We start from the raw sequence: 23,156 nt of genomic DNA, 5'->3' as shown, positions 1-23,156 counted from the left end.
TGTCATATTTCATAGACAATAACCCGCCCTAGCAGATCCACCACCATTGATGTTGACTTGATGTTTTAGCTAAGCTGATTATCGTCATGTTCGTTTACCTTGGTTTTATCTATCAAAAAGTTATAAAAAATTAGGCATAAAAAAAGCCCGCACAGTGCGGGCTTTAGAAATTCTATTTTGCTTTTGTAAAAAACGCAAAGAAGCCCGCTACTTAAGTAACGTGCCACCACCAAATGTTTTTTACATATAAAGTTTTCATGGGTGTTAACATAATTCAATTGTTATGCTGGGTCAAGCATTAATCCATACTTATTTTGATTTAACAAACTTATCAACTTGGGCTTCTGTCTTCATCCGGTTCGATTTTTGCGAAGCCAACAAGCGTTCAATGCTTGAGGTTAGCGCCCAGATTTCAAGTTTTGCAGCAGGATCGTGCCATTCGGCAACCGTCAAACCATCTGCAAAAGAGTCTAAGTAGGCTACACGATTACCTAACTTCGTCTGAAAGTCATCCAAACCAAGCTCTTTTTTAGCCACAGCAACGACATCTTCAGCTGAATTAGTCCTCACTCGATAACGGTTCCAGCAAATGCGTGCTTCTAAGTTCTTATGCTGTTGTTTCGCTTCATTAATGATGTCAGCCAAGTGCTTTGTGGACCACACCTCAACTTTAGACGGTGCCATTGGAATTAACACCATATCGGAAAGCATGATAACGGCACGGGTAAGGTTAGTAATTCTAGGGTGACCGTCAATAAGGATATAGTCGTAATCATTGACATTATCACGGACCAGTTTTTGAAGGTGGGCAACGTTTTTTGCAACTAAAACATTAAGATTTTCAATAACATAGTTTTCATTTCGAATATCAAACCATGTTTGCAAAGAGCACTGAGGGACATCCGTATCAATCATCAGAACTTTACCGGAGTCGGACAAAGTCGATGCGATATTGGTACATAAGGTGGTTTTACCAGCCCCGCCCTTCATCTGAACAAAACTTAATACCTTTGCGCGCACAGTATAGCTCCTTATATCTCGTTTTGAATAATTTTACATGACATAAGGCATTACGCAAGAGCCCCTCATTTGAGGGGCTTTAGCATCATCAGTTATTCTTGATCTTATTAAGTTCTTCTCCCGTCAGCTCTCGCCACTTCAGCGTCGTCAGCTGATCAAGGAAGTCACAGTCGGTCCCACTACAGATAGTTTCTAAAGCAACCAAGCCTGCTCGATCACCTGAATTGCCACTTCCGTCAATTGGATAATAAACTGAAAAAGTTGGGGCAATTCCTTCTGTGTTCAATGTCATGGCCCTAACAGTCTCTATTGTACCGTTAGCTTGTGTTTCTCTAAAAAATGCAGCTCTTCCATCGAGAACGCTAACAGCATACAGTTTATTGCTCCCGGTCGATGCACCGCAGGTTGCAGGAGTATTATTGCTTCCAGTAGGAGAGTAGGTCGTTATAAAGAGCCTATAATTGATGGTACTGGAGTCGGATAAAACTTTTTCACCTTTCGCTAGGCGTAAATACCAGCCATTATTTTTTGTTTTGTCGGATAAAATATCAAAAATGCTGACAAAACGTTTCTTAGTTTGGCCCGTATTAGGATTTGTGTCATCAATTTTTTCAGTCACATCATACAGGGTATTTTCCGTGATGACGTCGTCTTCAAACTCTCTAGTCATGACCTTCTTATCATAGAATAAGTAAAAACGGTCGTTAATATCCTCATTCAGTGGATGTGCGCGATAACCGGAGCCCAGCGCAATCATTCCCATGGTACGGTTTTGTATTTTGACAAAAGAGATATCGGGCTTGGTAAAGAACCTCCGATTACCAGCCACGCCTGTTCCTTGTATGTCTGCTAACTTAGCACCTTGTATGGTTGTCTGCTGCGAGGTCTTTTCTTGAATGACATCAAAACGAAAGACTTGGCCACCGGTATCAGATGCATAAAAATGCTCGATAGTTCCAGTACCTCTTAAGTCACCAGCAGCAATATCGGACGGGAAGCTGTTGGTTAACAATGCATCAAAGTTACCTGGTCGCATGTGAGTTGTATCACCTTGAGCGTTCCAAAGCATTTGTCCGGAAACGGCATCTGCGATAAAAATATTATTACCGACAGTATCTTCCTCGCCAGCCTCTAAGTTTTCATTATCTTGGGTCTCTGAGTCATAGCCACCACCGAATATCATGACCAGCTTTTTTCCGCCTCGCCATTTAATATGTCCGATATAAGGCTTAGACCAAGTTTCGCCAAGGCCTTCATAATAATGTACTGAGTCCCAGCTTAGCCCAGCTGTAACTTCATTAGCAGTGTCCTCGTCACCGGTGATAGTAAACATAAGTTGAGGTTTATTAGGTAATGAGATGTCTAGTCCGTAATAATTACGTCCGCCTCTTCTCATTCCAACATAAAGATAAGCTTTGTCTCCGTTATTAACAATGCCGTCTTTATTTTTATCCTCATGATAAACCGTAATATCACCATCCAATCCATAGATACGATCTTCGACTAATGCTAAACCACTGTTGTTATACAGCTGGGAAGTATTTTTAAGTAGCTGCCTAGGGATAAACGCCCATTCTTCTTTACCGCTATTATCTGACGTGTTGATGGCATGTAAATAACCCTCATTATCGCCTACATAAAGAAGACTCTTCCCCTCATATTGAACAGTAACGGGTTGAGAATGTAGAAGATCACCAAAACGGTTGACTGTTACTGTTGTATTGTTTTCGGCATTGGGTTTGTAGTCATACTGATGATTGATTAGCCATGAAATATGTTGCGTCACCTCAGTATCAGTAGCTCCAGATGACAACCCTAAATGTTGGCTCTCTATTTTATTATTTGTATCTTCAATCTTGTTCTTATTAGTCCACAAGTTTTTCTCTAAAATATTGGAGTAAACATTCCTTGGTAAGTCCATGTTTTGAGCAACACCACCTAGGGTGACATCATTACCATCTGACGAGCTCCACGCACTCGAAGCAGTTGACACGAACTCACCTTTGGTTGTTGTAGCCGCTGAACCATTTTTATCGACAATAACACCATTTTTTAAATAGTATTTTTTTAGATTCCCAGGCCACAGCTGCGTCTGTACTGGCTTAAAAAGTGCCAAGAACAGCTCATCGCTGGTACTTAAACGGTTGCTTTGACTTAAAGGAACGCTTGGCGCCACCAGCATGCTTTGCTCAATATCGGCTTGAATAGAAGTTTTGAACGCGTCAACTAGTTGCTCTCTATCGCCCGCTTCATTGTAGGTCCCCTTTCCCTCACTAGCCACTTCCTCTAAGAACGTTTTTGAGGTTAAGTCTCTCGCAAAGGCAATGGTATGAGTTTTTACGCTTGAATCAGCAACACCTGAAATCTGTAAGTTATTCGACATGAAGTTTGCTAATTTCTTGGTACAGTCTTTGCCATCCGTTTCTTTATCACAACTAGCATTAGTCTCATCTAACAAATCTTCGATGTCGTTGTAATACTGCCAACCATTTGAGTTTAAACTGTTAGGTTCTCCATCGGTTAAGAAAACGATGTTGCTAGCACTTCCGCAGTTACTGTACTTCTCTATAGGTGACTGATAATCACCATACTCACCTCTAAAGTACAATGCGGCATCATATATTGCCCCAGCTGCTAACGTCCCGCCATCAGCCTGTAAGCCATCAACACTGGTCAATAAATCATTTTTATGGCTGCCTTCCTCTAACCCTCTAACCTCATGTAACAGATTAATATTATTAGCCGAAGAGTAAGTTAAAATTCCAATTTTAGCATTTGAAGGTAGATCATTAATAAAGTCATTAAGAGCATCCTTCATTACTTCTAATCGAGACTGCTGTCCGCCACTAGGATAACAGCTGTTTTTGGGACGCCCCCATCGATTGTACTCACAAGCATCCATATTAAAAGCCATAGAGCCAGAGACATCTAGAACCAATAAAACGTTGACTGGTTTTGGCTTGCCGAAGTAAATTTCTGTGTCATCTGCTTGTACACTTCCAAATAAAAAAGTGAAAATAAAGACTGACAGCAGCCATATTATAAATTTCTTGTTCATAAGAATCACACTTCCCCTACAATGACTTGTTGCAACTACGGACGACACTCACCCACTCTTCAACGTGGGTTCTTGCTTCTCCAGTATCTGCAACATCATTCTGACTAATATCAAGGTGTCCCTCTCCAACTAACTGGAATGTATGACATCCAAGACCATTGTTGTCCCAAGAATTTCCTAAGCACTTTAATGCTGACGTTTCGCAGCTATGATAAAAAGCTTCAACTTTTGCTTTTACCAGCCCATCTGACTCGATACGTGGGTTAGGAGCGCATGGCACTAGTGCTCCTTTATCATCAACACAGCGCGTGTAACCTGTTCGAGGTACAGTCAACTCATCCCAATAAGCATCTTCGGCGGTATTAAAAAGGTGCTCTGTCCCGTATTGATAGCTACTTTTATATGAGCCGTTAGCGGACTCAGCCGCGTGAAAAACCACTGCGTCTTGCTCTTTTGCTGAAGCGTTTTTCTGAGATGTAATACCCGACGACATCATAGTGACACCCAGCGTTGCCAATATACTCAATATAATTAGAGCAACTATTAATGAAAACCCTTCTTGATTATTCTTCATATTTTTACTCCGACACTAACAGTTCTGCTGGAGGCAGACCGCCAGAGTTATTGATGACGACGGTGTTGGTAAAAACCTGCCTATATCGACCATCGGTGAAGGTATATGGCCCTTCATCCAAGACCTCGTCAACAGTAACCGTTGAGTTTGAAGTCACGCTTTTTTGGTTAGAAGCTACGGTAAAGCCTACTTCAACAGTTTTGATAATACTTTCATTAGTCAAAGCCTCAGAATTGATATACCTAAGACCCTGCTGAGTTAAAACACCGTATCTAATCTGAAAACTTTCAACATTGCTAAGAAGCGTCACTCCATTACACTGAAGCTCCGATAGTTCAGCTCCAGGAACTAACCGATAAGTGTTTTCAATGATTCCACTCGAAGGTGCAGCTGCACCAGTACAGTCCGTATCATCGTAATACCTTACCGTTATGGCATCGGAATTAAGACCGCCAGAAACAGACTGGTTGTTGAGCAAGTTAATCAAAGGCTCATTCAAAGCATAGCCTTCACTAGGTACAACATTGGTATTTACCCAACCAGCTTTTTGGATATCTTTAACCAAATAATTAATGGCAAATCGACCGTTATCATGAACATTCACCATGTTTGAACCAAGGTTAAATGTTTGCTTATTAGATAAGTAGACAACATAAACACCGGCGATGATGATTAATCCAATAAGCATTGCCACCATCATTTCAATCAGAGTGAAGCCCTTTGCCACAGTTTTCTTTAGTTTCATGGCACAAGCTCCAGTTGAACACAAGAATAGTCGGAACCAAGCCCCAGCTCCTGTTGGCAACGAGTATTTTGCGCATACGCGGCTTTACCGCTGACATCTTTTCGCTCAACACCTTGCCAAGACATGTAAAGGGACAATCTTGAGCCATAACTGCATGAATCAGTATCCGTGGTATCGAGATCAAAGCAGGTTGCGCCTATTCGAGCAGCAGGGAATTTGGTATTTTCAAGTGAGCGACAGACTTCATAGATATCTTGCTTTGCTAACTTGTCGCCCGAGCAGGCATCACCCGCACCGCACTCGGCTTCAGGAAAACTATTGTTTTGCGTATCACACCAGGTGTAAGGAGTTCCTGACGCTTGATTTCCAACATAGTGATTAGGAGAGGAAAGGCTATCTGTGCGTAAGTACTCGGTATTATTACCAATACGTGCAGCTGCATTTTCTAGGAGAGTTGTTGCCTGGGAACGTGAGAATGAGTCTACAGAGCTATTTAAAGCCCCCATTTGTAATGCAGCATACCCCAATAAGCCAATGCTAATGACCAACACTGTTATCAATGCTTCTAACAGTGAAAATCCTGATTCGTTATTCATAACTAGCGCAATCCCTAAATAAAAGGTGACGTATTCTAACAAAAGCGCGTATTAAAAACGTGATATTTTAGATATAAATACGATATTTTTACAATTTTGATACAGATTGATACAAAGTATCAATCCCAATAAAAAAGGGCCGTTAAGCCCTTTTAAAAATTTTGGTTATCCAGCGAGTTAATCTGGCCACTTAGTGGCACCCTTATAGGTTTTTTCTCCCGCTTGATTAATCGTCAAATTACCGTCACCAGCCATACTCCCGGTTGCTGTCGCAGTAATCGTGTAAGTTGTTGCGTCAGCAGCTATAGACAAATTGTAATACGCTGCACCGCCATCAACAGGTACTTGAGTACTAAAGACACTACCTAAGTTTCCATCCAAGCCTGCATAAGAAAAGTTTGCTGCTTTAAAGCGCTCTGCAGCTTCTGATGCTGCTAACAGGGCTTGCTTCGCATCATTACGTTTAGCTTTCTCAACGAAATGGCTGTAGCTAGGAATTGCAATAGCTGCCAAGATCGCCACTATTGCAACCGTAATCATCAACTCCATTAGAGTAAATGCTTTGTTTTTCATCATTTAGTTAAACTCCGCTTATTTAACAACCGCCAACATCGATTTTTGTCACAGACACTATTCCAGCACCAGCTACATTAATACTGCGTCCAGCACCACGATCGTCACACATTTTCAAAGTACCCCAACCTCCAAGGTTCTCCATTGTCCCTTTAGAGTTGAAAGTTAAGTTACTTCCAGGAGCAGAGTTCACTGATAAAGACTCGGGATATGCGTCTACTGACTTAAGTTTTTCTTCACCATTATCATAGCTACCATTAGCATTGCTATCAACAAACACCAACCAACCATCAGACCAGTCACCGCCGTTTGGTTCAACCGCCACTGACTGCCTTGTCGAAATGGCTTCATTTCTCGCCGCTGATACAGAGCTAATCATATCATTTGAGAAAGCCGCTAAACGGTTATTGAGGATCATGTTCCTCAACGAAGGAGTAGCAATCGCAGCCATTACAGCCACAATTGCTACCGTTGTCATCAGCTCGATTATAGTAAAAGCTTTTACTTTTCTATTCATCATCTGGTTTTTTCCGCCAATTTACCCTGATTACACCATCATATCCTTTGGTCAAAGCTTTAGTAAAGTCATCCTGAATTACCTCATTACCTACTAAACCGATAAATGAAGCAGTCGTTGTATCAGCACTACCGCCGCTTGTGTAAAGCAACTGGAAGACTGGAGGTATACCGCTACTAATCAAATCGATCACTCGGGTATTTTCATCAAAGAACGATGAACCATCAACCACATCCACACCGTACAGTTTCGCACTACCAATTACTGGCGCACACTGCAGTTTCGTTAAATCAACAGTAGGAACATAACTTGTAAACACTACCTTACCAAATAATATACGGGCTTCTGAGATAACTTTCTCACCAGCGTAAGTATCTGTGACAGTGTTCCCATTTGCGTCTGTGGTATTGATTTCACCATTTAGCTCAATAAACCATCCGCTTTTCTCGCCTGATACAATAGCATTCCTCGTAGTAGTATTACTTGAAACCGTATCTGTTACGTTTAATAGTTGCTGCTCAGCATCTGGATTTGTTCCGTTAAAGGCTACATCGTTGAATGTCTTCGTAGACTGAAGAACCCCTTGGTCTTTTACCATAAAGAAGTAATCATCAATTTTGGCATTCAACGGATGGGCTCTATACCCCGACCCAACAGCAACAGCGACGAATGACTTGCCTTGAGGCTGTGGTATAAATGCAACAGAAGGTGCATAGAAGAAACGGCGATTCTCAGACTCCGAGTTATTGCCACGAGCTTTAAAAATTCGACCAGCTTTAACATCCATACCAGTCTCTGTTGGATATAAATCAAAACGGAAGATCTGTCCCCCCGTATCAGCTACATACAAGTGCTCTGCGATAGCGATGTTTGTTTTAAGTGACAAGGCTCTAATTGCTCCAGGCACACTATTGATTTGGCCTTTTACAGTTTGTAATGCAGAGCCTTGTAGATTCCACAAGACCTTTTGGTTGGCGATATCGTAAATAAAGACATCATTACCAATATCATCTTTTACAAATGTCGTTGCATCATCTTGATCTTTGTCATAACCGCCACCAAAAATCGCAACGGTTTTGGTACCTTCACCAAAGTTGATGTTTGTTACCGTGACAGGTGACCAGGTATCGCCTAATTGACTGAGGTCTCCGATTCCTCCGCCCTGTATTCTGAATAAGAATTTAGGACTACCAATATCACTAATATCTAGTACATAGTAACGGTTACCACCACGGCGCATACCGATAATAAGCAAGGCTTTCTCGCCTTCATCCACTAATATATTGCCATTGCTATCTCCGTGAGCGATGTGGATTTCCCCATCCAAACCATAGTTATGAAGAGTAGGATCACCACCAATTTTAACGTCATCCAAGAACTCCTGCATTTTCTTCAACATTTCTTTAGGAACATAACCCCAGTTTTCAACACCGGTATCTAAATCGACAGCATGTAAATAACCTAGGTTGGTGCCCATAAAGCCTACTGACTTAGTGCTATCACCAACTTTATATTGAAGAACCTTAGGTACGCTATGCAAAGGATCGCCCATTAAACGGGCTGGCTCTGCCACATTCTCGACAATAACTTCGGTGCCGTCGTCTCTGGTTACGGTGACATCTCTTAGGCTATACCCTAACGTTTCAGTAAAGACGGTCTCGAATGCTTGCTTCTCTTCTTCTGTAGACACAGGCATATCAAAGTCAGCGGCAGTTGCTTTCGTCGCAATTGGCGATAACACATCACTAGAATCAAAATATAAGTTACGGCTGTATGAAGCAAACGTTTGATAGATGGTTCCATCAACTTCCTGAGGCGTTGTCTTTAAAAATCCATCAAGACCTTCCAGTGTCCCACCGCGCTCTACTTGGTTGCCATCAGCAATTAAGTTGCCATTCCCATCTTTAGGAGCCCAGAAGCTAGTCGAGTTTGTAATAAAACCATTCGCATCTCGCTCTTCCAAAAACAAACCAGTATCAGTATCAACAGCTGGTTTTTGATTAACATCAACTAACTGACCGCCATCAATTTTGTATTTTTTCAAGTTGCCAGGCCAGCGAGCAATATCATCAGCCTGAAACTGTGCAAAATATAAATGATTATCATGGTTTAAACGGTTTTGTTGACTCACAGTCACACCCGCTTGAACAAAACTGGTACCTTGGCTTGAGACTTCTTCAATGACTTTCTTTAGAATGGCACACAAACCAACGGGATTACCTTCTGCATCGACCGCATTACAGTCAGTCTCATCGTTCCAATCAAAAGCTTTCTCAGTGCCACCGGCATTTGCCCAGTTGTCTAGATTTTGTTTGTTATTACCGGATGAGCCAGGACTAATGGTATAAGTATCAACGTCATGAGTACCTTTCATGTATGAAACCATCTCAGTATCCGTGCTTGAACGCCCTACAATGGATTGAGTTGCATTTCTCCACTCGTTACCATTGATTTGACCGTGAGCAAGTACTACTAACGCCTTTGCAGCACAGCCTGATGTGTCAGAAAAGGCGTATCGCGAGTTGCTCACAGCAGAGGGGTGTGTTGAGCTGGAGTTCCAGTAGTAAGGAGTTCTATTTAAGAAGTAGCGATAGGCTTCCGACATGCCTTCGATCGTCGGCGTACTACCGGGTACGGTACCTTTCAAGCTTAACAATGTAACTACGGTACTAAAGTTAGGTAACTCCGTTGCTGAGTTAAGTTTTGCGATAGGGTAGTGTACAGTTCCTTCAGCTTTAATCGAACCACTTCGGCTTTTTGCAAAAATAGCAAGACCGAAGTCTACTTCAGAGTTCACTTCGGGATCATTAGCTAACTGAAGCAAAGCTTGTTGAATTTTTGCTAAGCGTCCACCACCATTCATTGCAGAAGAAAACTCCAGCAACAACATTACTTTTGGACGGCCTGTATCAATTTTACTGCCGTCAAAAAAGTAAACTTCGGTATCATCAGCTCTGGCGGTATTAGCAGCCATTAAAGGGATTGTTAGATACAGTCCTAATAGAACCCCTTTCATCATTTGTGTGAAAAAATTTCTCATAACAATCACCTTAAAGTGTTAAATCTAAACTTTTGCCAGCTGAAAAGCAGCCACCAATTTTCGTTACCCAGCTTTGCACCGCAACATTGGTGCGCTCTGCAACCGTGCTGTCACCGGTTATTTTCCAGGCATTACAGCCAATACTTGGCGATACCCCTAGCTCAAAGTTGGGACAAGTACCACAACCGAGATACTCAACTCTAGCGAAAGCGATAACGTTAGCATGACCTTCAAAAGCCGTTGTACAGCTCGCGCCATCGTCAATAGCGGCTAAAGTACCGTTATCACCAACACAGTATTCCTGTCCAACCTTGGTTTCTGCTGTTGCGGTTCCGTACAGTGCCTCACCTTCAATCTCATCCCAGTGAATCGCTGCACTCACAGCGCTTTCTGCGGTATGAAAGGCCTCGTTTTCTAAATAAATATTAGTAGAAGATTTTTGCTGGATAATTGAGTCGGACATACTCGCAACACCAAGTACTGTCAAAATCAACAAAAACACTAAGACCAGCGCTAAAGTAGCACCTTGGTTTTTTTGTATCTTTAATTGCATCTTATCCAACCTCACTAACTTGAAATAATAAACGCCGGTTTATTAGGCACTGAAACCGTCGTTGTGAAAATTTTACGAGCCTTACGATCCGTTATCGTCAATGTCCCTTCATTTAAAACCTCAAACTTTTGCTCTTTATCTGTACTATGGACATTGCCATCTGAGGCCAATACTAAAATAATCTTTACAGCGGATATCGACTCTTGCTCAGACGCCGCCACATCACTCGCTTTAACAAACTTGTTCGGTGCACTGTTACCATCAGTATCAATACCGTATAAGAAGTGCATTGCATCAATATTGCTAATCAACGGCTCTGTCCCACCGCTGCTTCCGGTACACTTCAACTGGTTATCTTCAACGAAATAGCTATTCTCAACGATCCCTGTAGAAGCTCCGCCGACACAATCTGTATCATCAACATATCTCACCGTAATTCTGTCGCTGCTGCCAACGCTACCACCATCTGAACTAGCTGTTGCTCCAGCGAATTGAAATGCAGGTGATGTATATACACCATAACCACTGGTTTCTACGTTTGCCCAGCCGGCATTTTGAATATCATCACTCAAAAAATACAATGCGAAGCGACCGTTTTCTTGAAGTGATGAAATGGCTGATTGAGTTGTAGTCGACTGCTTCATCCCTAAAAACAGGTAAGTCAATCCAGCCAATAAAATTAAGCCGATCGTTATCGCGACCATATACTCAATAAGTGTAAAAGCTTTTTGTTTACTCGCTAATAATATCTTCATGGCATAATATCCAAAATAATACAGTCATAATTGACACCTGGGTCGTCTGCTAAGTTAGCACATCGTTGATTACGAATAACCGTAGCATCTTGCCCCACATCGTCTCGTAAAGCCCCTGTTTGCCAATAAGTAAAAATACTCAAGGTCGATCCCGGAGAACAACTATCACCATCAGCAGCGCGATCATCGCATGTCACAAAAAGTTGTCCATCAATCAATAAGTCTGAATCAGCGGTAGCAGTATTAAAACCAGCTTTAGACTGGCATACCTTGTACACGTCAAACTGAGCTTGCTCTTCATCAGTACAGTTTGCTGCAGCTCCCGTACATACTGTGGCTGGTAACGCTGAGCAGCTGTTATAGTCACCATCGACATAAACATTGCCAACATTAGCAGTGCCATCACCTTGATTAATGTATGCTCTGTTAGCACGAATTGATGCCGCTAAATCTTGTGCAATAAGGTTCGCTTGCGACCTTGCCATACCCTCTTGGTTTGAGTTGATAGATGCAAGTTGCAAAGAAAGGTACCCTAAAAGGCCTATCGCGATGACCACCATGGCGATTAAGACCTCCATTAGAGTAAAGCCTGAGTTTTTACTTTTTCCCATTTGGACTCCGAAACCAAATTATCAGTCATTACGTTATATAACGATTTAATTCAAATTGCTTGGGAGTTTAGACAAACGGTATAAAAAAACCGATAAGCGGTCACTTATCGGTCTTAAGTAATTCATTATAAAGGGTTTTAAGGAGAGTTTAGCTTGGTCGTAACTCACTGGGTAGGACGAAAACGATGTTTTCTTCAACGCCGTCAGACTCTTGTGTGTTAGTGCCGCCTTGGGACTCTAGGTAAGCAATGACGTCTTTAACCAGCACTTCTGGTGCAGACGCTCCGGCGGTAACGCCGACCTTGTTAACACCTTGCAACCAGCTGGGATCAATCTCAGTGGCATTATTGATAAGGAAAGAGCGTGTTCCTTCATTTTCGGATAATTCTTGAAGGCGACTTGAGTTCGAGCTGTTTTGAGCACCAACCACCAAAATCAAATCACAATCCACGGCTAATTGTTTAACCGCATCTTGGCGATTTTGTGTTGCGTAACAGATATCGTCTTTCTTAGGGCCTTGAATTTTCGGGAATTTATCTTGTAAGGCCTTCACTAAGCGCTGCGTATCATCCACCGACAAGGTGGTCTGGGTGACATAAAAAAGCTGCTCAGGATTCTTGACCTCAAGTTCTTGCACATCTTGCTCATCTTCAACTAAATAGATCCCAGAGTCAGGGTTATCATACTGCCCCATTGTCCCTTCAACTTCAGGGTGCCCTTTGTGTCCAATTAAAATACATTCCTCATGGCGACGGCTATGACGCGCGACCTCCATATGCACCTTGGTCACCAGTGGGCACGTGGCATCAAAGACTTTTAAATTACGCGCTTCAGCATCGCGTCGAACTTGCTGCGACACACCATGAGCACTAAATATCAGCGTTGAATCTCTTGGTACATCATTTAAATCTTCAATGAAAACCGCCCCTTTATCGCGCAGGCCATCAACCACAAACTTGTTATGAACGACTTCATGTTTGACATAAATCGGCGCCCCAAACAGCTCAATGGCTCGATTCACGATCTCAATCGCTCGATCAACACCGGCACAGAAGCCACGGGGGTTTGCTAATACTATTTCCAAGAGATTACCTACTAGATTCGTCATTCCCGCGAAGGCGGGAATCTGTATACCCTATCAACAACTAGGATTCCCGCCTTCGCGGGAATGACACCTTATATACTTGACCTATTGTCTCACTTCGACAATTTCAATTTCAAGGATTATATCCTGATCTGCCAACGGGTGGTTAAAATCGACCTTCACAGAATGCCCTTTCACTTCTCGAATCATACCAGGCACAGTACCACCCATCATATCTTCGAAAGCGATAATCGAACCTTCTTCCAGCTTTACATCAGCAGAAAATTGACTGATATCCATAAAGTGCACATCATCAGGATTCGCAGGCCCGAAAAAGTCCGAACCATGAATCTCTAATTTTTTTTCGTCACCAGCTTTCAAGCCAGTCAATGACGTTTCAATAACCTCCGTCAAGCTACCATCACCCATGATAAACCACACCGGTTTACCGTTCACGCGAGTACTATCCGCCGCGGAGCCATCTTTTAACAAAACATTAAAATGAACTAATGCTTTAGAGTTAGCCTCAATAGCTAAGTTGGTATCAGTTGTCATACAAGCCTTTTAACGTTTAAAAGTCAGTATTAAGCAGCTTTTTTGCTGGCCTTTTTTGAGGCTGCCTTACCACTTTTCTCATCGGGGTTTTTAAAGGTATCGATAATTAAAAGCCCCACACCAATCAAAATAACACTGTCTGCGATATTGAATGTCGGCCAGTGATAACCGTCTTTTGACACGTACCAATCAATAAAATCAATCACATAACCATAAGCCAAGCGATCATACAAATTGCCAATAGCCCCGCTCAGTATCAATGCCATACCGATATTCGGCAACTTATCGCTTTTCGGTGTTTTATACATCCAAACTAAAAGAGCGACACTAATACCCGCAGCGATAGCCGTAAACAGCCAACGTTGCCACCCTCCAGCATCGCCCAGAAAGCTAAACGCGGCGCCATAGTTATAGGCCAAGTTCAAATCAAAGTGAGGCATCACCTCGATCACAGGCCCTCCGTAGACAGGCGCTAAGTTGGTATTCGCCCAAATTTTGGTCACCTGGTCGAGTACTAACAAAATGATCGTAAGCCACAACCAAACCAGTCCAGATTCTGTTATTTTTTTCAAAATATATTCTCTATCTGTTTTATTATTACAGTCATCCCCGCGAAAGCGGGGATCTTTCATCATCTAATGACTAGATTCACGCTTTCGCGGGTATGACGTACTCGCTTATGCGTAATGACGAGTTTCGCCATCACCCACCACGTTCTCAACACAACGATTACAAATGGTCGGATGCTCATCGTTTGAACCCACATCCTCGCGGTAATGCCAACAACGCTCGCACTTTTCAGCTTCAGAAGCGGTAATCGTCAACTTTAAACCTTCGATATCGGTAGCTTCCCCACCATCATCTTTAACCAATTTCGCCTGCGAAGTAATAAAGACAAAGCGTAGTTCATCTTCCAACTTGCTCAAAACAGAATACAACGTCTCATCGGCATGAATGGTTACTTCAGCCTGTAGTGAGCCACCAATAGCGCCATCTTTACGTTTAACTTCAATCGCTTTATTAATCGCGTCTTTGACGTTAGAGATTCTATCCCAATCTTCAGCAGTAATGGTGGCATTCTCCATTGGAAACAAACCGTCATACCATTCTGAAACAAAGACTGTTTTCTCACGCGCACCATTCGCTGGTTGCGGCAATAACGGCCAAATTTCATTCGCCGTAAAGCTCAAGATAGGCGCGATCCAACGAACCAGCGCTTCGACGATATGATACAGAGCCGTCTGACAAGAGCGTTGTGCGTTAGAGCCACGCTTTGCTGTGTACTGACGATCTTTAATGATATCGAGATAGAAGCTACCCATATCAATAGAACAGAAGTGATGGATTTTCTGCGCCACCACCCAGAAGTTGTAGTTATCGTACGCATCAACTATCGCTTCTTGCGCCTGATAGGCAGCATCCACAGCCCAGCGGTCGAGTGGTAACAAGTCATCTTTAGCCAACAAGTCTGTTGCCGGCTCGAAACCTTCAAGGTTTGCCAGTAAGAAACGTGAGGTATTACGCAAACGTCGATAAGTATCGCCCGTGCGCTTCAAAATTTCTTCTGAAACCGCCATTTCACCACGGTAATCTGCAGATGATACCCACAAACGCAGAACGTCTGCGCCTAGCTTGTTGATCACATCGTTTGGCGCCATGACGTTGCCTTTCGACTTCGACATTTTTTCGCCTTTACCATCAACCACAAACCCATGAGTTAAACAGTGTCTATAAGGCGCATGACCATGAATACCCACAGATGTTAATAACGATGATTGGAACCAACCACGGTGTTGATCCGAGCCCTCAAGGTACAAGTCAGCCGGTTGACGCAAATAGTCTCGTGCTGACAGCACGCAATAGTGAGTCACGCCCGAATCAAACCAAACGTCCAAAGTATCATCAATTTTTTCATACTTGTCAGCGTCGACAAAGTCAGAAGCATCTAAGTCATACCAAGCTTGAATTCCCTTCTCTTCAATCAAGAGAGCAACTTTTTCCATTAACTCAGCAGCATCAGGGTGCGGCTGACCATCCTTCTTATCGATGAATAAACATAACGGCACGCCCCAAGTTCTCTGGCGTGAAATACACCAGTCTGGACGATTTTCGACCATCGATTCAATTCGCGCCTGGCCCCAGTCTGGTACCCACTTTACTTTTTTAATCTCTTCCATCGCTTGCGGCTGCAAGTTATTTTGCGTCATGGAAATAAACCATTGCGGCGTCGCACGGTAAATAAGAGGCGTCTTAGTTCTCCAGCAGTGCGGGTAGCTGTGGCGAATTTTATCTTGATGCAACAACTTTCCACTTTCAACCAAATGTTCAACAATTGGTTGATCCACTTTATAAACATGCTGCCCATCAAATAATGGCGTGTCATCTGAAAAAACACCGTTAGCCATAACGTAATTCAATAAACCAATGCCGTACTTTTTAACCACTTGGAAGTCGTCAGGGCCATGATCTGGCGCCGTATGTACCAAACCAGTACCGGCGTCGGTCGTTACGTGGTCACCAATGATCACAGGCAATGTTTTATCATAGAAAGGATGATGGATTTGCAAGTTTTCAAGCTTAGCGCCTGTCGTCGTCGCGATAACTTCATAGTCGCTAATTTCAGCCTCTTCCATCACCTGCTTATACAAGTCTTCAGCTAACACGAACTGCTCGTCGCCCGTTTTCACTAGCACATAACGGAAGTCCGCATGCACTGTAACCGCTTGGCTTGATGGTAGCGTCCAAGGCGTTGTGGTCCAGATAACCACTGAGGTATTGCTGCATGAGGCCCCGTCAAAAGCCTTCTCAAAGCCATCAACGTCCGCAAGCGGATATCGCACATAAATCGAGAACGAGGTTTTATCTTGGTATTCAACTTCAGCTTCCGCTAACGACGAACCACCAACCACACTCCAGTACACAGGCTTCTCGCCTTTGTGCATGTGACCGTTCTTTACCAGCTTCGAAAGTGCACGAACAATGTTTGCTTCAAAGCTAAAATTCATCGTTTTATAAGGGTTGTTCCACTCGCCTAAAACGCCCAGTCGAACAAAATCCTTCATCTGCCCTTCAACTTGCTTTTCAGCATAGTCGCGGCACTTTTGACGGAAATCCGCGTGAGACACTTTCTGCCCAGCTTTACCAACTTTCTTTTCAACCACATTCTCAATAGGCAAACCGTGACAATCCCACCCAGGAACATACGGGCTGTCAAAGCCACTGATGGTTTTACTCTTAACCACGATGTCTTTTAAAATTTTATTAACAGAGTGACCAATGTGAATATTACCGTTGGCATACGGAGGGCCATCGTGCAAAATAAATTGCTCACGGCCAGCACGTGCTTTACGGATTTCGCCATACAAATCGTTCTTTTCCCACTCGGCCAACATTTTTGGCTCACGGTTGGGTAAGTTCCCGCGCATTTCAAACTTAGTCTTCGGTAAGTTTAAGGTGTCTTTATAGTCACTCATCGAAATGATTACTCTGTTTTGGTTAATTCAAACGTTTAAATCTTATGAAAAATTTCTCGTGCAGCTTCTATATCTGCTGCGATTTGTGCTTTAAGCTCATCCACCGAAGCAAACTTATGTTCACCACGTAACTTTGCGATAGGCTCCACTCGTAAGCGCTGACCGTACAAGTCGCTGTTGAAGTCTAAAAGATGAATTTCTAATCGTTCAGGGCTGTGTTTTAGCGTTGGTTTATGACCAACATTTACTACCGCAGGCAATCTCTTCGAAGAAAGCCCCTCAAGCCCTTTACTCTGCGCCAAACTAGCACTTATACCATACACCCATACCGCATACACCCCCTTTAACGGACTTTTCAGTCGTTTCAGCGGGATATTCGCAGTGGCGAAGCCAATCTCACGGCCCTGCTTGTCGCCATGGCTAACTTTCCCTTCAATATAATAGGGTTTATCGAGAAAGCGCTGCGCTAAATCAAAGTTATTCTGCGCAATAGCATCACGTACTAAGCTGCTGCTAATTCTCTGGTGCTGCCCCTCAACCGCCAAGGTAACCGACTGATTTGCTTCAACCGTGAAATGCCCCGCCCCGTGTGCTTTCAGCATCTCAAAGTCACCCCGACGCTGGTACCCGAAGCGGAAATCATCGCCAATAAAGAGGTGCTGCACATGCAACCGCTCGACTAAAACCCGGCGGATGAAATCTTCCGCTGTTAATTCGGCGAACTCTTGATTGAAGCGGAAGCACAACACATAATCGACTCCAAGCTTTTCCAGCGCTTGTACTTTATCGGTTAACTTGAAGAGTCGAGCCGGAGCAGCCTCAGGACGAAAATACTCTTGGGGGTGCGGTTCAAATACGATAACCACACTGGGTAAGTCGAACGCTTTAGCCTTTGTGGTTAAGCGGCTAATAATGGCTTGATGACCGCGGTGGACGCCATCGAAATTACCAATGGTCGCCACACAGCCCTGCGCAAACAGTGCTTTAGGACAGTTATATAGGCCACGCAATAAACGCATTATGTCTCAGTAATTCCGCTGGGCTGGTGCCAAAGGCGGCAATTATAGCGGACTATGGCCTAAGAATTAACCATAAATCATTGATTGGGCTCATAGAAAACATAAATCCTGCAATAATAACAAGTTAGCAACTTGCCTATCGCTCAAAAATCAAGCAGGATGAGAACACCTTTAAGCCACCAGATTTGTCATGACATTAACCATGAAACCAACATTTAAACCGATCATCAGCGCCCTTCTAGCCAGCCTCATAACAGCTTGCGCCTTTAACAGCAACGCGCCAGCAGCTCATACCGAAGTAGCACTCTCGAAACAAGAAGCTAACTTTTTCAAGCGCCTAGAGTCCATGTGTGGCGAAACGCTAGTCGGAACAACCGTTTACCCTGACGATCCCAGTCATGATTTTGCCGGTAAAAAACTGATCGCTACGATTAGTGAATGCAGCGATCGAATTATCCGCATTCCATTCACCGTTGGTGACGATAAATCGAGAACTTGGATTATAAAGGCGACGGGGCAAGGCTTATTGTTCAAGCACGACCACCGCTATCCTAATGGCAAACCCCATGCAGTCACCAACTATGGTGGCTATGCTGGAAGCTACAAGAATGCTCATGGCACCGAAACCAAACAATTTTTCATAGCGGATGAACATACGGCAGATATGATTCCCGAAGCTAAAAGTAACGTCTGGATGCTGGAACTTAAGCCCGAAACTAACGAGCTTATTTACTATTTAGAGCGTCACCAAAAACCTCGTTATAAGGCTGTTTTGACGTTACAGAACTAAGAAGTCGTAATTAAGCCCCCGCTCTCGCGGGGATTTCTGTGCCAAAAACACTTTAACGCTGAATTTTGAAGTCTCTTGGGCGTAGTCCCATTACACCTAACAAGGCCCCGTAGACAAAGACCGTAGCGACAATAATGACGCTAACCATACCAATCGCTTCAAAGCGTGACCATGATTGCCATTGATCGATGCTGAAGTCGGTATACCAAAGGCCAACTAACAACAAACCGCTAGCAATCACCAACTTGAGGATCCACACCTTACTTTTCCGCGAAAGTTGCAAGTGCTGCTCTTTATGCAAGTAACGGTACAGGAAAATCGCGTTGATAAACGCTGAAATACTAGTGGCGATCGCCAGTCCAACATGGCCAAAGGGTTTAAACAACGCCAAGTTTAGGACGATGTTACTAACGATGGCGAACAAAGCAATTTTGACGGGGGTTTTGGTGTCTTGACGCGAGTAATAGCCCGTCAAAAAGACTTTGACCATCATAAACCCAATCAAACCTATCGAGTACGCCTGCAAGCTCTGCCCTGCTTTGAACGAATCTTCTGCGGTAAAAGCACCATGCTGGAATACGCTAATCATGATAGGCTCTGCTAACCAGAAAAGACCTATTCCCGCTGGAATGCCGATCATCAGCACCATCCGTAATCCCCAATCCAAGGTGCCCGAGAAGTGCTCCATATCCTTTTTCGAGAAGAATTTTGACAGCGTTGGTAACAATACTGTGGCGATAGCAATGCCGAAAATACCTAGTGGAAACTCCATCATACGATCGGAATAATACAGCCACGAAATACTGCCCTCTTCAAGAAATGAAGCAATCTGCGTATCGATCAATAAATTAATCTGACTGGCGGATGCACCAATGATGACAGGTACCATCAATTTGATAATGCGCTGGACCGCTGAATCTTTCCAAGCCCACTGTGGTTTAGGTAGATACCCAGCTTTCCATAAGAAAGGAAAGTGTAAGAAGAGCTGCAAAGCACCAGCAATAAATATCGCCCAAGCCAGCGCAACGGTTGGTTGCTCCATAGTTGGCGCCCAGATAATAGCAGCGGCAATGATGGATAAGTTTAATAAGATTGGCGCAAAAGCTGGTACGGCGAACTTATCCAGTGTATTCAGTACCGAACTATACATGGCCACCAGCGATATAAAGAAAATATAGGGGAATGTGATTTTTAATAAGTCACTGCCTAACTGAAATTTCTCAGGGTCGGCGATAAAACCGGCACCAAATAAAGCGATCACGCCCTGCGAGCCGAGCACACCTAAAACGGTAATAACGGCAAGTACCACGCCTAAGGTGCCTGACACTTTGCTTAATAGCGAGACAGTCTCAGCTTTGGTGCGATTCGAGTGGTATTCTGAAAAGACTGGCACAAAAGCAGTGGCAAAAGCGCCCTCGCCAAAGAGTCGCCTTAGGAAGTTAGGGATTTTCTGAGCCACTAAAAATACATCTGCTTGACCGCTTGCACCTAACAAGTTTGCTAGAACAACATCTCGAGCCAACCCCAAAAACCGGGACATCATGGTCCAAAAACTAACGATGGTACTGGAACGTAAAAGACTGCCCATAATGCTGAAATATCTTCCTAAGTAGTGTTAGAATACTGTTCTTATGGGTCGCAAGTTTAAGTCAAAAACCGGCTCGTCACCATAGATATGCTGGAAAAGCCCTAAAATTGACAGAATTCTACTGTTTTTCGCTGTTTTCACTTGATACGACGCGTTAAAACAGGTATATTTCGCGACCTTAAATTTGTGATTATTGTTTATTAACCAGTTGTTAGGAGTTCACCTTGGCTAACATTAAATCTGCCAAAAAACGTGCTCGTCAAGCTGAAGCTCGTCGCCAGCACAACGCAAGCCGCCGCTCAATGATGCGTAGCTACCTTAAGAAAGTTGTATATGCCATTGATGCAGGTAACAAAAAGGATGCAGAAGCTGCATTCCAACGTGCTGTATCTGTGATTGATAAAGCTGCTAACAAAGGCCTTATCCACAAGAACAAAGCTGCACGTCATAAGAGCCGTTTAAACGCTCGCATTCAAGCGCTATAACACCCGCTTGAAGTAGCACAGATTCTTGAAGCCGCTGCTGAAAAGTAGCGGCTTTTCTGTGCTTGCCCACCGAAAAATATTAAAAGTTTACTTACCCGCTGATTTAACCTCACATAATCGCTCGACAGCCTTTGCTATCTGCTCTACCTCTTCGCTGGACTTCCCCTGCAATAACCCCTCTATGTATCTCTGCTGTTTTAGCCGCAACGCTTCAATAACCTGCTGGCTTTTTCGCGTTGGTGCAACAAAAACCACCCGCTGGTCGGTTTTTGAGCGAGACTTGATAACGTAGCCATGTTTCTCTAACCCCTTGATGGTTCGGGTAATCGCAGGCGCACTCACTTGCTCTTGCTCAGCGAGTTGATTAATGGTTTTGGGCCCTAAGGTCACTAACTGACTCAATATTTCGAGTCGCTCTTGGGTTAAACCGGTTTCCTTTTCTAAGGTTTTAGAGTGGGCGTGAAACCCAGTGAGTAACTGATACAGTTTTTGAGCGGTATCTTGCTGATAATTCATGACTTATTCTATTCAATCGTTGAAAAATATAGTACCCCTTATAACTTAACACCTATTAATCATTAACTAAACTAAAGTATTATCTTTGTGCTCATAACTTGTACTATTGGTCAAATTACAAACTCTGGTTGTACCAGTTGACACTAGTGGTCTGATGTGTAAAATGCGCACAACCTTAATGAGTGAGCATGTTTGGAAAGGTGACCATGAAACCAATTATCATCGTACCAATAATCTTAGCAGGGCTTCTTAGCTCTACAGCGCAAGCAAAAGTAACGTCAAAAGAAGCTGCAAAATTACACCTCGAACTGACGCCCATGGGTGCTGAGCGTGGTGGCAATAAAGAAGGGACTATTCCTGCTTGGACTGGCGGTATTCAGCAAGTACCACAGGATTACAAGCCCGGTGAGCATCATATCGATCCTTACGCTGATGAAAACCCTATCTTAACGATAACGGCTAGCAACTATCAGAACTACGCTGATAAACTGTCAGAAGGACAAATTGCCCTTCTTAAACAATATCCTGACTACAAAATTACAGTATACCCAACACACCGCAGCGCATCTTTCCCGCAGAAGATTTATGATTTCAGCGTGAAAAATGCCACGACAGCAGAGTTAACTCAGGACGGCGCGGGGTTACGTAACGCAGCCGTTGGCGTTCCTTTCCCTATTCCACAGAATGGCTTAGAAGCGATTTGGAACCACTTAACGCGCTTCCGTGGTGAAGCCATTAAGCGTGAATATGTCCAAGTAACGCCACAAGTTGATGGTAGTTTTAACCCAGTAAAATTCGAGCAAGAGTCACTGCAGTATTATGCTCAGGAGCATCCTGAAAAGGAAAACTTCTTGTTCTTATACAAACAGCGTATCACCTCCCCTTCAAGCATGGCAGGCGAAGTGTTGCTAGTACACGAAACCTCGAATCAGGTTATTGATCCTCGCCGTGCATGGCGTTACGACCCAGGTCGTCGTCGTGCGATGAGAACGCCGACTGTCGCGTATGATGCGCCAGCGCTGGCGTCTGACGGCTTATCAACAATCGACAATTTTGACATGTTCAGCGGCTCACCCGATCGCTACAACTGGACGATTAAAGGCAAAAAAGAAATGTTTGTGCCTTACAATGCTTACCAGCTACACAGCGATAAGTTGACGTATGAAGATATCATCAAGCCAGGCCATATTAACCAAGACTACGCACGCTACGAGTTGCACCGAGTATGGGTTGTGGAAGCCACGCTTAAAGAAACAAAAGAAAATGTATACAGCCGCCGTACTTTCTACTTGGATGAAGACAGTTGGCAAGCACTTTTGGTTGACCACTATGATCAAGATGGCGAGCTATGGCGCGTTGCTGAAGCACACGCACTCAACTACTACGAAGTTCCAGTTTTGTGGTCAACCCTGGACGTGATTCATGACCTTCGCGCAAAACGATACATCGCTTTTGGCTTAGACAACCAAGAAGATATGTACGACTTCTCTGAGAAAATGAATTACAGGCAGTTCACGGCCTCTGCATTGCGTCGTGAAGGTCGATAAGGATGAAACCTGAAACCCCTGTGTGATATTAGCCACTCATTGAGTGGCTTTTTTTTA

21 protein-coding genes are annotated in these 23,156 nt (G+C 43.6%); 3 read left to right on the top strand and 18 right to left on the bottom strand.

Annotation, left to right across the window (positions count from 1 at the left end; genetic code table 11):
* Positions 1–309 precede the first annotated feature (309 nt).
* From ABD943_RS11130 to ribF, 16 genes are all read right to left on the bottom strand, one after another.
* Entirely contained in the window at positions 310–1,020 is a 711-nt protein-coding gene (locus ABD943_RS11130; protein ID WP_345293259.1) for an AAA family ATPase, read from the bottom strand.
* An 88-nt stretch (positions 1,021–1,108) separates the two neighbouring features.
* A complete protein-coding gene (locus tag ABD943_RS11125) occupies positions 1,109–4,078 on the bottom strand; it encodes a PilC/PilY family type IV pilus protein (protein WP_345293258.1) in 2,970 nt (989 codons plus the stop codon).
* A gap of 16 nt (positions 4,079–4,094) precedes the next feature.
* Positions 4,095–4,652, bottom strand: a complete 558-nt coding sequence (locus ABD943_RS11120) for a pilus assembly PilX family protein (protein WP_345293257.1) — start codon at positions 4,650–4,652, stop codon at positions 4,095–4,097.
* Between the two features lie 4 nt (positions 4,653–4,656).
* A complete protein-coding gene (locus tag ABD943_RS11115) occupies positions 4,657–5,397 on the bottom strand; it encodes a PilW family protein (protein ID WP_345293256.1) in 741 nt (246 codons plus the stop codon).
* Complete coding sequence (locus ABD943_RS11110) at positions 5,394–5,993, bottom strand: type IV pilus modification PilV family protein (protein WP_345293255.1); 600 nt, start codon at positions 5,991–5,993, stop codon at positions 5,394–5,396. Before ABD943_RS11110 ends, ABD943_RS11115 begins: the two co-directional genes overlap by 4 nt.
* A gap of 177 nt (positions 5,994–6,170) precedes the next feature.
* Positions 6,171–6,569 carry a type IV pilin protein gene (locus ABD943_RS11105; RefSeq protein ID WP_345293254.1) on the bottom strand — a complete coding sequence of 133 codons (399 nt, stop codon included), beginning with the start codon at positions 6,567–6,569 and terminating at the stop codon, positions 6,171–6,173.
* A 19-nt stretch (positions 6,570–6,588) separates the two neighbouring features.
* Positions 6,589–7,086, bottom strand: coding sequence for a GspH/FimT family pseudopilin (locus tag ABD943_RS11100; RefSeq protein WP_345293253.1), 498 nt, complete (start codon positions 7,084–7,086; stop codon positions 6,589–6,591).
* Positions 7,076–10,123, bottom strand: coding sequence for a pilus assembly protein (locus tag ABD943_RS11095; RefSeq protein WP_345293252.1), 3,048 nt, complete (start codon positions 10,121–10,123; stop codon positions 7,076–7,078). Before ABD943_RS11095 ends, ABD943_RS11100 begins: the two co-directional genes overlap by 11 nt.
* A 10-nt stretch (positions 10,124–10,133) precedes the next feature.
* Positions 10,134–10,676 carry a pilus assembly PilX family protein gene (locus ABD943_RS11090; protein WP_345293251.1) on the bottom strand — a complete coding sequence of 181 codons (543 nt, stop codon included), beginning with the start codon at positions 10,674–10,676 and terminating at the stop codon, positions 10,134–10,136.
* A 14-nt stretch (positions 10,677–10,690) separates the two neighbouring features.
* Positions 10,691–11,431 (bottom strand): PilW family protein, encoded by a 741-nt coding sequence (locus tag ABD943_RS11085; RefSeq protein ID WP_345293250.1) that lies wholly within the window; start codon positions 11,429–11,431, stop codon positions 10,691–10,693.
* Positions 11,428–12,042 (bottom strand): type IV pilus modification protein PilV, encoded by a 615-nt coding sequence (gene pilV / locus ABD943_RS11080; protein ID WP_345293249.1) that lies wholly within the window; start codon positions 12,040–12,042, stop codon positions 11,428–11,430. Before pilV ends, ABD943_RS11085 begins: the two co-directional genes overlap by 4 nt.
* A gap of 148 nt (positions 12,043–12,190) precedes the next feature.
* Complete coding sequence (ispH, locus tag ABD943_RS11075) at positions 12,191–13,126, bottom strand: 4-hydroxy-3-methylbut-2-enyl diphosphate reductase (RefSeq protein WP_345293248.1); 936 nt, start codon at positions 13,124–13,126, stop codon at positions 12,191–12,193.
* Between the two features lie 105 nt (positions 13,127–13,231).
* Positions 13,232–13,681, bottom strand: a complete 450-nt coding sequence (fkpB, locus tag ABD943_RS11070; protein ID WP_345293247.1) for an FKBP-type peptidyl-prolyl cis-trans isomerase — start codon at positions 13,679–13,681, stop codon at positions 13,232–13,234.
* 29 nt (positions 13,682–13,710) lie between these two features.
* Positions 13,711–14,256 carry a signal peptidase II gene (gene lspA / locus ABD943_RS11065; protein ID WP_425559477.1) on the bottom strand — a complete coding sequence of 182 codons (546 nt, stop codon included), beginning with the start codon at positions 14,254–14,256 and terminating at the stop codon, positions 13,711–13,713.
* A gap of 102 nt (positions 14,257–14,358) precedes the next feature.
* On the bottom strand, positions 14,359–17,154 hold the full coding sequence (gene ileS, locus ABD943_RS11060) for an isoleucine--tRNA ligase (protein ID WP_345293245.1): 2,796 nt from the start codon (positions 17,152–17,154) through the stop codon (positions 14,359–14,361).
* Positions 17,155–17,189: 35 nt separating this feature from the next.
* A complete protein-coding gene (gene ribF / locus ABD943_RS11055) occupies positions 17,190–18,173 on the bottom strand; it encodes a bifunctional riboflavin kinase/FAD synthetase (RefSeq protein WP_345293244.1) in 984 nt (327 codons plus the stop codon).
* 190 nt (positions 18,174–18,363) lie between these two features.
* Between ribF and ABD943_RS11050 the strand changes: the two genes are divergently transcribed.
* The gene (locus ABD943_RS11050) at positions 18,364–18,963 is read left to right on the top strand and encodes a hypothetical protein (RefSeq protein WP_345293243.1); all 600 of its coding nucleotides are present in this window, start codon (positions 18,364–18,366) and stop codon (positions 18,961–18,963) included.
* 52 nt (positions 18,964–19,015) lie between these two features.
* On the opposite strand, the gene murJ is transcribed toward ABD943_RS11050, so the two are convergent.
* Complete coding sequence (gene murJ, locus ABD943_RS11045) at positions 19,016–20,551, bottom strand: murein biosynthesis integral membrane protein MurJ (RefSeq protein ID WP_345293242.1); 1,536 nt, start codon at positions 20,549–20,551, stop codon at positions 19,016–19,018.
* A 224-nt stretch (positions 20,552–20,775) separates the two neighbouring features.
* On the opposite strand from murJ, the gene rpsT reads away from it, so the two are divergent.
* On the top strand, positions 20,776–21,036 hold the full coding sequence (gene rpsT, locus ABD943_RS11040; RefSeq protein WP_345293241.1) for a 30S ribosomal protein S20: 261 nt from the start codon (positions 20,776–20,778) through the stop codon (positions 21,034–21,036).
* A gap of 87 nt (positions 21,037–21,123) precedes the next feature.
* On the opposite strand, the gene ABD943_RS11035 is transcribed toward rpsT, so the two are convergent.
* The gene (locus ABD943_RS11035; protein WP_345293240.1) at positions 21,124–21,552 is read right to left on the bottom strand and encodes a MarR family winged helix-turn-helix transcriptional regulator; all 429 of its coding nucleotides are present in this window, start codon (positions 21,550–21,552) and stop codon (positions 21,124–21,126) included.
* A gap of 206 nt (positions 21,553–21,758) precedes the next feature.
* Here ABD943_RS11035 and ABD943_RS11030 point away from each other — a divergent pair, with 206 nt between their 5' ends.
* Positions 21,759–23,099 (top strand): DUF1329 domain-containing protein, encoded by a 1,341-nt coding sequence (locus ABD943_RS11030; RefSeq protein ID WP_345293239.1) that lies wholly within the window; start codon positions 21,759–21,761, stop codon positions 23,097–23,099.
* Positions 23,100–23,156: the final 57 nt, after the last annotated feature.

The sequence above is a fragment of the Kangiella marina genome (genome assembly GCF_039541235.1).
In the GTDB taxonomy this organism is placed as follows: Bacteria; Pseudomonadota; Gammaproteobacteria; order Enterobacterales; family Kangiellaceae; genus Kangiella; species Kangiella marina.
This window is presented reverse-complemented; position numbering and strand designations above follow the sequence as displayed.